The sequence below is a fragment of the Promicromonospora umidemergens genome (assembly GCF_024171995.1).
In the GTDB taxonomy this organism is placed as follows: domain Bacteria; phylum Actinomycetota; class Actinomycetes; order Actinomycetales; family Cellulomonadaceae; genus Promicromonospora; species Promicromonospora umidemergens.
Genome location: NZ_JAMTCT010000043.1, coordinates 1 through 13,979 on the forward strand (window position 1 = coordinate 1; position 13,979 = coordinate 13,979).

The following is a 13,979-nucleotide window of genomic DNA, read 5'->3' on the forward strand; positions in this document are numbered from 1 at the left end:
CACGGGGTTTCCAAGTCGACGTTCTCCTACCTCGATCGATTCGCCTTCTGGCGGATCGTCGGCTGGTTGAAGAAACGACATCCCCGACTGAACATGCACACCCTGGTCCGACGTCACCTGCCTGGCTGGCAGATCCGTGACGGCGGGATCGAGTTCTTCAGGGCGTGGAAGGTCACCGTGACCCGATACCGCTATCGAGGAGCGAAGATCCCAACGCCCTGGACCAGCGCAGCGACCGCAACGTCATGACCACGTGGAGAGCCGGATGCTCAGGAATGGGCACGTCCGGTTCGGGAGGCGGCCAGCGGAGACCCACCCCGGGAGACCGGGACAGGGCGCCGCTGGCCGACCTCACACGGAGCACAAAACGAGTGAGGGCAAGCTCTATCTCTGCGCGATCAAGGACGTCTTCTCCGGTCGGATCGTCGGGTACTCGATCGACTCGAGGATGAAGTCCCGGCTGGCGGTTCAGGCCCTCGAGAACGCTGTCGCGATGCGCGGCGACGTCGCCGGCTGCGTGGTCCACAGCGACAGAGGATCTCAGGCCGTATTCAACCGGTCGTCGCAACACCGGCGAATCGGGGTATTGGATGAGCGTGTGGGACAGGCAGAAGCAGGTGCGGGCGTATCGGGGGCAGATCGTGTCTCCTGGGCGGCCGACGGTCGCGTGGCGGCAAGATCGGGTGCGATTCTGGATAGCGATCGCTGCGGGGAAGAAGACTCGCGAGGCGGGCGACGCTGGGGGTGTTTCGGAGCCGGTCGCGCACCGGTGGTTCCGCGACGCTGGTGGTGTGAATCCGCAACTGCCTCCCACAGTGTCTGGTCGATATCTGTCGCCGCCAGAACGTGAGAACATCGCGCTGTGGCGGGCGCAAGGAGCTGGCGTGCGTGAGATCGCCGGACGCTTGGGGCGTGCACCATCGACGATCTCGCGGGAGTTGCGGCGCAATGCGTCCACGCGCACGTATCGGCTCGAGTACAAGGCATCGACGGCGCAGTGGCATGCGGAGCGTCGAGCGCGCAGGCCGAAGACCGCGAAGCTCGTCACCCACGATGCGCTGCGCACTTACGTCCAGGACAAGCTCAGCGGCAGCATCTTCACTGCGGACGGCACACGGATCGGACCGGTCGGGCCTGCATGGGATGGGAAGAACAAACCGCATCGCGGGGACCGGGAGTGGGTGACGGCGTGGAGTCCACGGCAGATCGCCAAGCGGCTACCGATCGATTTCCCCGGCGATCCTTCGATGCGGATCTCGCACGAAGCGATCTATCAGGCCCTCTACGTCGAAGCGCGCGGCGGACTGGAGCGGCATCGGTCCTGGCATCTACGTCGAGGACGCACCAAGCGCATGCCAAGGGCCCGGACCAGGCAGCAGGCATGGGCTCACGTCACCGAAGACACGGTGCTATCGAAACGCCCGAAGGAGGCAACGGATCGCAAAACTGCAGGGCATTGGGAAGGCGACCTCATCATCGGGTTGAAGCGCTCCGCGATCGCCACGCTCGTGGATCGGACCACACGATTCGCGATGCTCGTTCATCTTCCACGTCAGGCCGGATACGGGATCATCCCACCACGCAAGAACGGCCCCGCGCTGGCGGGGTATGGCGCGATCACGACGAAGAACGCTCTCACGGCGACGTTCTCCACGCTACCCGCGGCATTACGTCGTTCGCTGACCTGGGATCGCGGCAAAGAGCTCTCCGCGCACCGGTTGCTTACGACTGAGATCGGGCTGCCGGTCTATTTCGCCGATCCGAAGAGCCCCTGGCAGCGCGGCAGCAACGAGCACCTCAACGGGCTCCTACGCCAGTACTTCCCCAAGGGCACAGATCTCTCCCGGTGGAACGCGGCAGAGATCACCGCCGTCGCGGACGCGATCAACAACCGCCCGCGAGAAATCCTCGACTGGCGCACCCCCGCCGAGGCCTTCGAAGAGCTACTACGATCGACCCAACAAACAATCGTTGCGACGACCGGTTGAATACGGCCACCTTGCCGCCGTCTATGCGGAATCAGCTGCTGGAGTATCAGGAGAGTGCCGTCAAGACCCTCAGTCGGCGCATCATGACCCGCGGCGGCGCCATGCTCGGAGACGTAGTTGGGCTCGGCAAGACCATCACCGCCACGGCGACGGCGATGATGCTCAACGAGGCGGAGGGCTACCGCACTCTCATCGTCTGTCCACCGAACCTCGAGAAGATGTGGTGGGAGTACAAGGAGAAGTACGAGCTCAACGCCACAGTCGTGCCCTACTCCATGGCCGCGAAGCGGTTGCCGGACCTGGGCAGGTATCAGTTCGTCATCGTCGATGAGTCGCACACGATGCGCAGCGACAGTCGCCAGGACTACAAGGCGCTCCTGGAGTACATCCGCAACTACAACTCAAAGGTGCTTCTGCTCACGGCGACGCCCTACAACATACGGTTCCGCGATGTTGCCAATCAGCTAGGTCTTTACCTTGAGCCTGACGAGGACCTCGGACTCCAGCACCGAAGGCTAGTCCATCCCATATGTACCGGTCTGGGTTTTCGGCCAGCATGGGCCAGACCTGGAGGCCATTCCTTTCGAACCGTTCCAGCACGACGGGCACCACGTCGGTCATCAGTCAGCCCATGTGTGCGACTGGCGGAGAGTCAATACTGAGGGGTGCAGTATTGGTCGGTTGCGCGGAGCGTCGACCTCTCGCAGCCGACTAATTCACTCCGATGGCCACCCCAGTCGCAGCCCGAGGTCAAATGACGTGATGGCCTCAGTCATCTGCCGAAGAGGTTTCCCCAGCCAGGGATGTCAATGTTGGAGAGCTGTTCCCCGAAGCCACTGATGTTCTCGCCCAAGCCCGCTGTGGCTCCGGCAGCGAGGTCGCTCGCCCCGCCAGCTAGATCACTCGCCCCGCCGGCAAAGTCGGTGGCTGTGGCGGTGACGTCCTCCAGTCCCGTGGCAAGCGCGGAAAGGTCGATCGCGCCGGCAAGAGCATCGAAATCGACGCCCGCGGTGAGCGCTTCGGCAAGAAGAGGCGCGGCAATGGTACTTCCGATCGCGCCGGCAGCGACGACAACCAAGAGCCCACCGGCAGCACCGGCGGCGGCCACGCCGGCCCTCTGCCCGGTGGTGGCGTTACCGGTTCGAGGGGTACGAGCGAGGATCCCAGCCAGAGCACCAGGCCGAGCTGCCTCGGCGCGGGTGGCGGTGCGGGCAAGATCAGCCGGTTGGGATGTGCGGGGCTGTTCTGCGAGGGGGAGTTCGGTCCGCAGTCGCGCCTGGATTTGGTTGCGTTCTGCAGGAGTGAGTCGGCTGAACGCATCGGCGTGGATCCGCTCCAACTGGGCAGGCTCGGCGGTATGTAGGAGGTATTCGTAGCGGGCCACTGCGGCACGCTCGGACGCGTGATCGTTTGCCGGGGGTGAGGTCAGCCCGACGGTCTTCGAGGGTGCAGTGCCGGCGGGTGCGCCGGCAGGTGGGCTGAGCGGATGCCCGGGTCCCGCTGGCGGGACGGGTGTCGCCGGCGCGCTGCCCGGGGCAGGCGGGGTGGGCGCGGCGCCGGTGATCGCGCCCACCGCACCACGCAGTGTGCTTTTCCAGTCGCGCGGTTCGCTGCCAGGGGTCTGCGCAGGCGCGGGGGTCTTGTTGAGTGCCCGTTGGGCCAGGCCGGTGAGGCGGTCAAACAGGGTCATGAGCGTCTTCCTTCTGGGTAGGTGCTGGGGTTCTGTGGAACGTGAGTGCGCCTCTTCCGGGCGAGTGGACGTCCCTCCTGCTTCGCGAACGTTGGTCGATCACGTGGCAGGTCAGGCGAGCGGGAGCCATGCCACGGACATCACTCCCCACGCCTGTGCCCGACCTGCGGAGGGTGGGAGGCGGAGGGAAGAACGTGTGGCTGAGTAGGATTCGACGCGCACCTGCTCGGGGGTCAGCTCAACCCTCGCGGCGGCGGCATCCGCGAGCACCGCGGTGAGAATCTCGCGGTGCCGTCGAGTGCGAGAATGCAGCAAGACCGCCGGGTCGAGGCTGAACCCTGCCCGCTCCGGCTGCACGTGTACTCCCACATGTGCGGTGCGCTCTGCGAGGAGCCGAACCGCGGTGAACAGTCCGTTCCACCGGACTCTTTGGCGCGGCAGGGCGATGTGCACGCACAGATCACCGTCCCCGACGAACGAGCGGAGATCGTTGGGCCATACGGGCGCTTCGAGGCTGACGCGGTCGATCGGGGTGGTGAGCTGACCGTAATGCAGCAAGCACAGATCGTGTTCTTTCGTGATCACGATCAGCTCCGATCCGGGCAGGCATCGTCGTGTAGCTGCACACGCGCGCCCCAGTCATCAATCGGATGCAACACACCGGTGGCCGCAGCAGTCCGGTCGATCACCGTCCGGGCGTCCCAGGACGGACCTCCCTCGACGATGAGGCACTGCCCCGCATCCACGTGCAGCTCGTTGCTCGAGCCGCCGAGCAAGACCCGCTGCCCCGCCGCGACGACAACGTCCGTCACGGATTGATCCGTGACCTCACGCACGGTGACCGGATTGTCTCCCGCGTTGCGCAGACTCCCGCACCCCGGCAGAGGTCCGCCGCAGCGGTCACCGACACCGACAGTCCACGCGACTGCGAGAATCCCGGTCACAGCGAGCAGCGGCAACACAACTACCGCCACCGTCGAACCTCGGCGACCCCTCCTCACCGGCTGGGAATCGGGGGCCAGGGCCGCCGAGGGGTCACGGTCAGTCATCGGAACTCACCTTCCGTTCTGCGGGCACTCTGCCGCGGCGGCGGAAGACCGGCTCCGCGGCGGCGAGCTCCTCGTCACTGGCGAGGCGGAACGCCCCGGCGGCTTCGGTTTGCACCTCACGTCGTCCTTGGCCTCGGGTGGCACGGAGGCTGGCGACGATCGAGACGGTGATGATGGTGGCCACCACGGCGAGGCTGATGGTGGTCGGGATGTAGAGGACGTCCAGGAGGAGCATCTTGATGCCCACCCAGATCAGGACGAACGCGAGCCCGACCTTGAGGTAGATGAACCGGTGGATGAGGTCGGCGAGGAGGAAGTACATCGCACGCAGCCCCAGGATGGCGAACGCGTTGGCGGTGAACACCAGGAACGGTTCGGAGGTGACGGCGAAGATCGCGGGGATGGAGTCGACGGCGAAGATGATGTCGGTGATCTCCACCAGGACCAGCACCGCCAAGAGCGGCGTCGCCACCACGATTCCGGCTTTGCGGATCAGGAACTTCTGCCCGTGGTAGGCGTCGGTCATCGGCACGAACCGGCGGAAGGCCTTGAGGATCTTGGACTTCTCGGGGTGAATGTGGTCGTTGCGGGAGCGGAACATCCGCCATCCGGTGTAGATCAGGAACGCGGCAAACACGTACAGGATCCAGGCGAAGTTCTCGATCAGTGCGGCGCCGGCGGCGATGAAGATCCCGCGGAAGATCAGGGCGCCCAGGACGCCGAGGAAGAGCACCCGGTGCTGGTACTCGCGGGGGACGGCGAATGCGGCGAAGATGATCGCCCAGACGAACACGTTGTCCACGGCGAGGGATTTCTCGATCAGGTAGCCGGCGAAGTACTGCTGCCCGAATTCCGCCCCCCACAGCGACCACACGAGCACACCGAAACTCACGCCCAGCACGACCCACACGATCGACCACGCGGCGGCTTCCCGCACACCGATCACATGGGCTTTGCGGTGTGCGACCAGATCGACGGCGAGCATCACCAGGATCACGCCCAGGACGGCGAACCACGCCCACAACGGCACTGACATATCAAAGACCTCCACGAATACTCGTGAAGGTCTCATCGGCCTGACGGCCCTGCGCACCGGATCCCGAGGCGGGAACGTATTGACGATGCGGAGCGAGGATTACTCCCCTTCTTGCCCCATCAAACAGGAGAAGTATGCTTCACGTCAAGTCGGCTCGCGAGAAGTTCCCGGAACCACGGTCAACAGATGGGCGAGCCTGGGGGCGCTTTCGCGGTGTTCTGGCAGGACTATGCTGTCTTCGGGCTGCTCGTCGAGCTGCACGGCGAAGTGGTGGTGGCGGGTGAAGGGTTCGGGGTTCGACGTCGATGCCGGGTTGCGGCGATACCCGTGGGTGTCGAGGGCCATGAACGCGGAGGCCGTTTACGGCACCGTTCTGACCGCTGGGCTGATCTCCGCGTTCTCTCTCTACAACCCGGGACTGCCGGTCCTGATCGCGCGCACCATCGGCACCGTCCTGGTGTTCTGGGGTGCACACGTCTACGCCGAGATCGTCGGCAACCGCGCAATGAGCTGGCGAGAAGCGGTCCGCGAGGGCCTGCAACGCTCCGCCGGACTCCTGTGGGCACTCATCGTCCCGGTCGCCTGCCTGACCGCGGCCGCGCTCCTCGGACTATCGATGGATGCCGCCGTAGACATCTCCTTGTGGGGAGGCGTCGTCACCCTCGCCATATTGGGATGGTGGGCGGCCCGGCAACGCAACGACCCCGCCCTGGTGAAGGTGGTCACCGCCGCCGCGACGGCAGGCATGGGACTCGCGCTGATCGCTCTCAAAGCACTCGTGCACTGACCGCGCCCCGGCATCCGCTGAGCCGAGCGGTAACGCGCGTGTCTTAGTGGATGTCCAGTAACGCGCGGATGAGGTCGCCCACGGTATGCGCGGCGTTCGCAGGATGCCGCAACGGACGGTCCTGGTACAACACGTAGTGGTTGCGCCGACCGCGCTTCTCCCGCTCCAGGTATCCGGCGTCCTCGAGATCGTTGAGGATCGTGAGCGCCGAACGCGTGGAGATCCCGACCTCCGCGGCGATATCGCGCACAGTGGCGTCATGGTTAGCCGCGATCGCGAGCAACACGTGCGCGTGATGGGTCAAGAACGTCCACTCCGCCATAGCTCCCATCCTCCCAGGGCTGCGCCTACCGGCATGCCATCCAGGATCTGCGGCGGCTGAGATCAGGCCGCGGTGGGTGCGTGCTCGGCTGCGTCAGATGCCGAAAAGATGGCCAGGAGTTCACCGATGTGATGGTCCCTGTCCAGCGGGTGCCGCAACGGCCGGTCCGGGTTCAGCCGGTAGGTGTTGCGCCGTCCGACCCGCTCCCGGGTCAGGTACCCCTCCTGCTCGAGCTCGCTGACGATGCGCTGCGCCGCCCGTTCGGTCACCCCCACCAGGGTCGCCACATCTCGCAACAGAATCTGCGGATTGGCCGCCACACACAGCAGGACGTGGGCGTGATTCGTGAGAAAGGTCCACTGCGCCATCGCCCCATGCTACCGTGCGGCCCCGCACGTTTCGGCACATGTATTTACGGAATCACAATACGTGCTATGTTTTTCGTGTTTTCAGTGACATAAAAAGTCGGGGGTGCGGGTGATGGGGAGCGTGGTGTTCACGATCGCGGTGACGGCACCGTGGGTCGCTGTCGTGGTCGCGGCGTTGCTACCCGCATCGACCGGGACGGTGGCGCGGGCCGCAGCATGGGTGACCGGAACAGGCGCCGTCGCTGCTGTCGCCACCGGCCTGTTGGCGGTGCTCGGTGAGCGCCCGCCGTCCGGTGGACTATGGGCGGGCGACCCGGTGGCGGTGCTGATGCTGATGCTGGTCTTGTGGTTGAGCGCGGTGATTCAAGTGTTTGCGGTCCGCTACCTGCGCGGTGACCTGCGACAGCGATGGTTCGCGGTGTGGGCGAACGCGTTGACGGGCAGCACCGTGGTGATGGTGTGCGCGGGGACGGTGGTCACCTTCACCGTCGGCTGGATCGCCGCGGGTCTCTGCCTGGTCTTTCTGCTGAACACCTACCGCTCGCTGCCACAGGCCCGTCAAGGGGTGCGGCGGGCCGGGTTGAGCTTTCTGATCGCCGACGCCCCACTGGTCGTGGCGGTGTTGATCCTGACGCTGGCCGTCGGGGGGGATGTCCGTCTCGCGCAGGTCGGATCGGTCGCAGGGATCCTGCCGGAGGGCATGGTGGTCGCGGTGGCGCTGCTGCTGGTGGTCGCGGCGCTGGGGCGATCCGCACAGTTCCCCTTCCACCGGTGGCTTCCCTCGACGCTGGCCGCACCGACCCCCGTCTCCGCGTTGCTGCACGCTGGTGTCGTGAACGCGGGCGCGATCCTGGTGATCCGGTTCTCCCCGCTGATCGCACCCGTTGCGGTGGCGATGCTGGTCATCTTCGCGGCGGGAGCGGCGACACTGGTGTACGCCGCGGCAGTCCGGCTGGTCAAACCCGACGTGAAGGGCCGGCTGGTGTTCTCCACCGCCGGCCAGATGGGCTTCATGATGATGGCTGTCGGGCTGGGCGCGTTCGCTGCCGCCGTCTTCCACCTGCTCGCGCACGCGCTCTATAAGTCGGCTCTGTTCCTTTCCGCCGGCACCGGAGTGGCCAGACACGCCGAACAACGCACCTGGCCCGCCCCGGAACCGTCTTCCCGGTCCCGCACTGTCGCGGCGGCCCTGCTCGCCACCACCCTGACTGTGGCGGTGCTGGTGGCGGCCAAGGTAGTGCTCGCCCCGCAAGCAACCCCCGCGAGCCTCGCCCTGCTCGGATTCGTCGCCTTCACCGCCGTTGTTGCCATCGCAGCCGGACTTCGCCGCACCATGACAACAGCCACGCTCACGGCCGCGGGAATCGGACTCACGGTTCTGGGATTCTTCTACGTCGCCTTCCTCGGCCTGTTCGACTCCCTGATCAGTCCCGCTGCGTCCATGCAGCCGGCATCGCCCTGGTTGCTGCTGATCCCCGCCGCGCTCTTGCTCGGCTTGCAGTGGCTGGCCAGGTCCCCCCGCACCGCCGGCGGGATGCACAGGGTCCTGTACATGTGGGCCCTCGCCGAATCGACGGTCTCCCCACCCACCCGGATCGAACCGGTCCGCGCTCGTCAGAAGGAGGTCGTGGCATGAGTCTGCTGATCCAGGCCCATGTCGCCCAAGCAGCCCACGATGTCATCGCCGTCTGGCCAATCGGATCGTTCATCGCACTCAATCCGCTCGCCGCACACGAGAGCACCCGATTCGAGAACATCCACGAACCCGGTATCACGCTCACCCAGACTCTTCCTCGGTATCGCGCCCAGTACGCGTCGGGGCGCATCACCCGCCCGGATCTGATCTCAGCTCTGCACGAGCGGATCGGGGAACTTGACGGTTTCCCTGTCCTCGAGCTCGGCCGGATGGCCTGGTCGGCTGCAGAGATCCTCGTCGAGGAAATGCTGCGATCCGACAGTCGCCCGCCGACTCCGAGGACGCTGTCGGCGGCGGATCCGCTTGAACAGCACGTCACAAAGTGGGTGGCCGCTTTCGTGGACCCCGACGCGCAGTGGCCGATACCCGGCCGACGGGACGGGTTCTACAGCGCCTGGCACGCCCTGTCCGTCCACGACCCGCATCTGAGCCGGCTGGCGCGACGGCGGATCCGCTCCCTCCCCGATCAGGCTCTGCCCGCCCTGACGGCAGCCCTCACCCATCTCGGGGTCGCTGATGGGGCCACCGTGCAGACCCTCACGGCAGAGCTGGCCGCGCTACCGGGGTGGACCAGCTACCTGAAATGGCGGTCCGAGCACAGCGGCGACATCGACCTCACCGAATACCTCGCCGTCCGCCTCGCGCTCCGCCACGCTCTCGACCTTCCGCCGCGCCCGCTTTCGCCCCGCCCCGGACCCGACGGCGACCACCCCCCAGACCCGGCGAAGGAACTGTGGGCGCGCGCCGAGCAGATCTCCGCCACCCTCTCTCCGTCGCCCACCCGTGCCGAGGTGGCGATGGTGGCCCGTGTTCTGATCCTGCATCCCCCCACCGATCATCCGTTCACCTGGCAAGCGGCCTACGAGAGCCACTACCGCACCGCACTCGTTCAGTCGATCACCTACGGCACTGCCGCACCCGGCCGGCCGACGGTGCAGGTGGTGATGTGTATCGACCCGCGTTCCGAAGGGGTTCGCCGTCACTTGGAATCGCACCCGGGGTTGGAGACGCTCGGATTCGCCGGGTTCTTCGGCGTTCCGGTCCGGTTCACGTCTTTCCAGGGCCGCGGGGCAGTGGACTCCCTTCCTGCCCTGTTGCGTCCCCGCCACGCCGTCACCGAATCACCCACGAGTCCCCAGCGCGCCCATCGACGCAGCCGGGGGCTCCGATTCCTCGACGCCGCCGCGCACGCGCTGCACGCCACCGAGAACGCAACCGCGACCCCGTTCGCGCTGGCCGAAACCGCCGGCTGGTTCTACGGTGCCACCACCTTCACCCGCACCCTCGCCCCCGGGCTGCACCACACCCTCACCCGCACCTGGCGAACCCTGATCGCGCCGCCCTCCCCCAGTGAGGTCACCGTTTCGGATGCCTTCAGTCTCGAGGAGCGTGTGACGCTGGCCGAAGCGGCGGTCACGATGATGGGCCTGCACCAGTTCGCTCCGCTGATCGTCCTCACCGGACACAGATCCACCAGCATCAACAACCTCTACCAATCAGCGTTGGACTGCGGCGCCTGCGGCGGAAACCCAGGCGCTGTGAACGCCCGAGCGGCCGCAGCGATCTTCAACGACCCCACCGTCCGGGCAGCGCTCGCCCCCCGCGGGATCACCATCCCGGAGGACACGGTGTTCGTCGCCGCGCTGCACGACACCGTCGCCGACACCATCACCGTGCTCGACCCGCACCTGGTCCCGGACACCCACGCCACCGAACTAGCGGAGTTCATCGTGCACGCACGGGCCGCAGCGGATCACCTGGTCCGCGAGCGGGCGACCACCCTCCCGGGCGCTCACCCGCACCAGTCCCTGGCCCGGCTGAGAGCCCGCGCACACGACTGGGCCGAGGTCTATCCGGAACTGGGACTAGCAGGCAACGCCGCCATGATCATCGGCCCCCGGGAAATGACCGCCAGTGCGAACCTGCACCGCCGCGTGTTCCTGCATTCCTACCGCACCGAAATGGACCCTGACGGGACAGGGCTGGAAACCATCCTGACCGCCCCGATGATCGTGGCTCAGTGGATCAACCACCAGTACTACTTCTCCACCCTCAACCCCGACGTGCTCTCCGCCGGCACCAAAACCATCCACAACGCCATCGGCGGCATCGGCGTCCTCGCCGGCCACAGCGGCGACCTCCGCCGCGGCCTTCCCTGGCAATCCGTTGCTGTCGGTGACACTCTCCTGCACGAACCGGTTCGCCTGAGCGTGATCGTCCAAGCCCCGCTCGAGAGGATCGGCGACATCATCTCCGGCAACCAAGTCCTGCGCGACCTGTTCGACAACGACTGGATCACCCTCACTGCCCGCCCCTCCCCCACAACTCCCTGGCACCGGTACACCCGCTACGGCTGGGCGAGCCAACCCACCCGCACACACAAGAAGGAGAACCGCTGATGCACGGACTGACCGAAATGACGAAGGTGGAATTCGTCGTCCCCGGCCGCGACGCCCCCTCGATCCGCGCCCTGATCACCGCCGCCGGCGCCACCGGCTACACCGCCGTCTCCGGCGTCTCGGGCATCGGCCACCACGGCCAACACTCCGGTGCGCTGCTGTTCAACGACTACGACACCCTCACCATGCTGATCACCGTCCTCCCCCCCGAGCGCGCCGAAGAGCTCATCACCGCAGCCCGGGAACTGTTCACCACCTGCAGCGGCGTGATGTTCGTCACCGACACCTACGTCAGCCGACCTGACTACTTCCAATGACACCCACCCCGAACCCCTACCGCGGTGCTGTCATCGCGTTTGCCACCATGCACGGCAAAGAACAACTCGCCCGCGGACCGTTCCGCACAATCCTTGGCGCCGCGGTTCTCGCCCCGGCAGGAATCGACACCGACCAGTTCGGATCCTTCGCCGGCGACATCCCTCGTACCCTCACCCCACAACAGGCCGCACGCAGCAAAGCACTCCTCGGACTCCGCGCCGCCAGCTTCCCCGTGGCCCCGGGCCGGCACATCCTCACCAGCGCACAAGCCCTCTCCAACGCCACCCGCCTCGGCTTCCCCACCAAGGCGTCATCGTGCAAGCCCACCACGACCTGTTCAGGAAACACGGCGAGGACATGCATACTTGGAAGTCCAAGGGGAGTACTCCGCCACAGTCGGCTCGTCATTACGGATGCACGCCGCATCCCGGGCCACCGGTCCTCGATCACGAGGATGGAGAAGACCTTGGCACTGATCCGCTCACGCCACGGTTAGGACCCCGCTGTGAACATCCCCCCGCTCGTCTGGATCATCACGATCGCAGTCACGATCGCGTTCTTCGTCTACGAGTTCTACGCGCACGTGCGCAAGCCCCACGAGCCGACCATAGGCGAATCCGCCCGCTGGTCGGCCTTCTACATCGGTCTCGCGCTGCTGTTCGGCGTCGGCATCGGAATGGTGTCAGGCTGGACGTACGGCGGTGAGTACTTCGCCGGGTATCTGACCGAGAAGGCGCTGTCGATCGACAACCTCTTCGTCTTCCTCATCGTGATGACAAGCTTTGCCGTGCCGAAGATCTATCAGCAGAAGGTGCTGATGATCGGCATCGTGATCGCACTGATCCTCCGCGGCATCTTCATCGCCGTCGGCGCGACGCTCATCGAGAACTTTTCGTGGGTGTTCTACGGATTCGGTGCACTGCTGCTCTTCCTCGCCTACCGGCAGGCTTTCACACACGGCGACTCCAACCCCGCCGACGGCAGGTTCATGCGCTTCGTGCGCCGCCATATGCGCGTGACCGACGAGTACCACGGCGACCGCCTCACGATCGTGCAGCAGGGGCGCCGCTGGGCCACGCCGATGCTGCTCACCATCATCGCGATCGGCTTCGTCGACCTCATCTTCGCGGTCGACTCGATCCCGGCGATCTACGGGCTGACCGAAGAGGCGTACATCGTCTTCACCGCCAACGCGTTCGCGCTCATGGGCTTACGCCAGCTGTTCTTCTTGATCGGCGGCCTGCTGGAGCGGCTGGTCTACCTCGCGCAGGGGCTCGCTGTCATCCTGGCCTTCATCGGCGTGAAGCTGCTCATCCACGCCCTGCACAAGAACGAGTTGCCGTTCATCAACGGCGGCGAGCCGATCACGGTGATCCCCGAGATCCCGATCTGGCTCTCGCTACTCTTCATCGCCGGGACGATCGCGGTGGCGACCATCGCCAGCCTCATCAAGACCCGCGGCGACCGCCGCCCAGCCGAGCAGGTCTCAGCCGATGACACATAGAAGGAACTCTCGTGAGCATCCTGCACCGCGCTGATCCCTCCCCCGACCCCGACAGACCCGGCGCCCGGCCGATTCGGCGGGCGTACGCTGACGAAGGGCTTGACGTTCGATGAACGGCGACCTCACCCTGAACATCGCGCTGGTCATCGCCTTCGTGCTCATCGGCGGCGTCTTCGCACGCACCGAGATGGCGCTGGTCACCCTCCGCGAGAGCCAGGTCAACGCGATCGCCGCGCGCGGCCGGCGTGGTGAGCGCGCCGCCGCGCTGGCACGCAACCCCAACACGTTCCTGTCGGCGGTGCAGATCGGTGTGACCGTCGCAGGGATTCGCTTCGGCCGCCTACGGTGCGACCTCCATCGCACCGTCTGTCGCTCCGCTGTGATGCATCAGACCAGACATTGATGCAAATGCCCTGCCGAGGTTCCCGATCTCGGGGCCAACCTCTTTCAGCAACGCCACAAGTACCCACTTCTCGCTGCGGCGTGGGCTCGACCTTGCTCTCTTTCATGATGCATCAGACGGCAATATTGCTCGCTTAGCGACGCGCTCGATCTTGTCCGGTCGGAAGCCGGACCAGTGGTCCTGATCGTCGACGACCACAACCGGGGCCTGCGAGTATCCGAGTTCTTTGACGTACTCCAGCGCAGCGTCGTTCTCGGAGAGGTCCACGATGTCGTAGAGGATCCCCTTGGCATCGAGTGCCGAACCGTTCAACGTCGCCTTCGTCGCGCAGTCGCTCGGCACCAGCCGGCGCACCCTCGAACGACGAGTCCGTGCGGCGCTCAACCTCACTCCGCTCGGCTTCGTCCAACGGCTTCGCA

General features: G+C 65.9%; 16 protein-coding genes and 3 pseudogenes. 11 read left to right on the forward strand and 8 right to left on the reverse strand.

Going from position 1 to position 13,979, the window contains the following annotated elements; translation table 11 throughout:
* From APR04_RS29560 to APR04_RS29575, 4 genes and pseudogenes are all read left to right on the forward strand, one after another.
* Positions 1-249: group II intron maturase-specific domain-containing protein (locus tag APR04_RS29560; protein WP_301313141.1), on the forward strand; the 249-nt coding region annotated here is incomplete at its 5' end.
* 106 nt (positions 250-355) lie between these two features.
* Positions 356-544 (forward strand): annotated as a pseudogene (locus tag APR04_RS29565) (DDE-type integrase/transposase/recombinase); the annotation flags it as partial.
* Between the two features lie 46 nt (positions 545-590).
* The gene (locus APR04_RS29570) at positions 591-1,988 is read left to right on the forward strand and encodes an IS30 family transposase (protein ID WP_183525938.1); all 1,398 of its coding nucleotides are present in this window, start codon (positions 591-593) and stop codon (positions 1,986-1,988) included.
* Between the two features lie 23 nt (positions 1,989-2,011).
* Complete coding sequence (locus APR04_RS29575) at positions 2,012-2,650, forward strand: SNF2-related protein (RefSeq protein WP_183525935.1); 639 nt, start codon at positions 2,012-2,014, stop codon at positions 2,648-2,650.
* 110 nt (positions 2,651-2,760) lie between these two features.
* On the opposite strand, the gene APR04_RS29580 is transcribed toward APR04_RS29575, so the two are convergent.
* The 5 genes from APR04_RS29580 to APR04_RS29600 all read right to left on the reverse strand — a co-directional run bounded on the left by APR04_RS29580 (position 2,761) and on the right by APR04_RS29600 (position 6,108).
* Complete coding sequence (locus tag APR04_RS29580) at positions 2,761-3,678, reverse strand: cation-transporting ATPase (RefSeq protein ID WP_183525933.1); 918 nt, start codon at positions 3,676-3,678, stop codon at positions 2,761-2,763.
* A 111-nt stretch (positions 3,679-3,789) separates the two neighbouring features.
* Entirely contained in the window at positions 3,790-4,263 is a 474-nt protein-coding gene (locus APR04_RS29585) for a hypothetical protein (RefSeq protein WP_206477552.1), read from the reverse strand.
* Positions 4,264-4,265: 2 nt separating this feature from the next.
* Entirely contained in the window at positions 4,266-4,490 is a 225-nt protein-coding gene (locus tag APR04_RS29590; RefSeq protein ID WP_193597858.1) for a hypothetical protein, read from the reverse strand.
* 229 nt (positions 4,491-4,719) lie between these two features.
* A complete protein-coding gene (locus APR04_RS29595; RefSeq protein ID WP_147040069.1) occupies positions 4,720-5,763 on the reverse strand; it encodes a TerC family protein in 1,044 nt (347 codons plus the stop codon).
* Between the two features lie 144 nt (positions 5,764-5,907).
* The gene (locus APR04_RS29600; RefSeq protein ID WP_147040072.1) at positions 5,908-6,108 is read right to left on the reverse strand and encodes a hypothetical protein; all 201 of its coding nucleotides are present in this window, start codon (positions 6,106-6,108) and stop codon (positions 5,908-5,910) included.
* On the opposite strand from APR04_RS29600, the gene APR04_RS29605 reads away from it, so the two are divergent.
* On the forward strand, positions 6,107-6,550 hold the full coding sequence (locus APR04_RS29605; protein WP_147040074.1) for a hypothetical protein: 444 nt from the start codon (positions 6,107-6,109) through the stop codon (positions 6,548-6,550). The two genes, APR04_RS29600 and APR04_RS29605, sit on opposite strands and share 2 nt — an antisense overlap.
* Before the next feature lie 43 nt (positions 6,551-6,593).
* On the opposite strand, the gene APR04_RS29610 is transcribed toward APR04_RS29605, so the two are convergent.
* Together APR04_RS29610 and APR04_RS29615 are read right to left on the reverse strand one after the other, a co-directional pair.
* Complete coding sequence (locus APR04_RS29610) at positions 6,594-6,872, reverse strand: helix-turn-helix transcriptional regulator (RefSeq protein ID WP_147040076.1); 279 nt, start codon at positions 6,870-6,872, stop codon at positions 6,594-6,596.
* Positions 6,873-6,934: 62 nt separating this feature from the next.
* Positions 6,935-7,240 (reverse strand): helix-turn-helix transcriptional regulator, encoded by a 306-nt coding sequence (locus tag APR04_RS29615; RefSeq protein ID WP_206477558.1) that lies wholly within the window; start codon positions 7,238-7,240, stop codon positions 6,935-6,937.
* A 163-nt stretch (positions 7,241-7,403) separates the two neighbouring features.
* Between APR04_RS29615 and APR04_RS29620 the strand changes: the two genes are divergently transcribed.
* The 5 genes and pseudogenes from APR04_RS29620 to APR04_RS29640 form a co-directional block, all read left to right on the forward strand.
* Positions 7,404-8,876: a proton-conducting transporter transmembrane domain-containing protein gene (locus tag APR04_RS29620; RefSeq protein WP_253878100.1), complete on the forward strand. Its 1,473-nt coding sequence runs from the start codon at positions 7,404-7,406 to the stop codon at positions 8,874-8,876.
* Complete coding sequence (locus APR04_RS29625; protein WP_242136438.1) at positions 8,873-11,335, forward strand: DUF2309 domain-containing protein; 2,463 nt, start codon at positions 8,873-8,875, stop codon at positions 11,333-11,335. Before APR04_RS29620 ends, APR04_RS29625 begins: the two co-directional genes overlap by 4 nt.
* Positions 11,335-11,652, forward strand: coding sequence for a P-II family nitrogen regulator (locus APR04_RS29630; RefSeq protein ID WP_183525914.1), 318 nt, complete (start codon positions 11,335-11,337; stop codon positions 11,650-11,652). The genes APR04_RS29625 and APR04_RS29630 overlap by 1 nt, the downstream gene beginning before the upstream one ends.
* 506 nt (positions 11,653-12,158) lie before the next feature.
* Positions 12,159-13,157: a TerC family protein gene (locus APR04_RS29635; RefSeq protein WP_147040078.1), complete on the forward strand. Its 999-nt coding sequence runs from the start codon at positions 12,159-12,161 to the stop codon at positions 13,155-13,157.
* Positions 13,158-13,266: 109 nt separating this feature from the next.
* Positions 13,267-13,537 (forward strand): annotated as a pseudogene (locus tag APR04_RS29640) (CNNM domain-containing protein); the annotation flags it as partial.
* A gap of 125 nt (positions 13,538-13,662) precedes the next feature.
* Here APR04_RS29640 and APR04_RS29645 read toward each other — a convergent pair.
* Entirely contained in the window at positions 13,663-13,914 is a 252-nt protein-coding gene (locus APR04_RS29645) for a glutaredoxin domain-containing protein (RefSeq protein WP_253878101.1), read from the reverse strand.
* On the opposite strand from APR04_RS29645, the pseudogene APR04_RS29650 reads away from it, so the two are divergent.
* Positions 13,862-13,979, forward strand: a pseudogene (locus APR04_RS29650) (AraC family transcriptional regulator); the annotation flags it as partial. The gene APR04_RS29645 and the pseudogene APR04_RS29650 sit on opposite strands and share 53 nt — an antisense overlap.